This is a genomic window from Martelella sp. AMO21009 (assembly GCF_053484295.1).
In genome coordinates this window covers 1-285 of record NZ_JBAKFR010000083.1, presented here as the reverse complement: position 1 = coordinate 285, position 285 = coordinate 1, and the positions used below count along the sequence as shown (strand labels likewise).

Annotated in this window: 1 pseudogene; it reads right to left on the bottom strand. The window is 62.5% G+C overall.

From position 1 onward, the window contains the following. Nucleotides 1-285: pseudogene (locus V6766_RS25550) on the bottom strand (IS21 family transposase); the annotation flags it as partial.

Genomic DNA, 285 nt, shown 5'->3' with positions numbered 1-285 from the left:
ACTGCGGGATGGGGACCATGAAGTTACGCCGGGCATAACCGACAAGGCCCTCGACATTCCCCTTGTCATTGCCCTTTCCGGGGCGGCCATAGCGATCCCGGATCAGGTAGTGGGACAGGAACCCGCTGAACAGTGTTGCCCGCTTGCGTGTGCCATCAGGCAGGATCTTCGCCACAAGGCAGCGGTCATTGTCATAGACGATCGACTGCGGCACGCCCCCGAAAAACGCAAACGCATGGACGTGGCCATCGACCCAGGCCTCGGCCACCGCCGCCGGATAAGCCC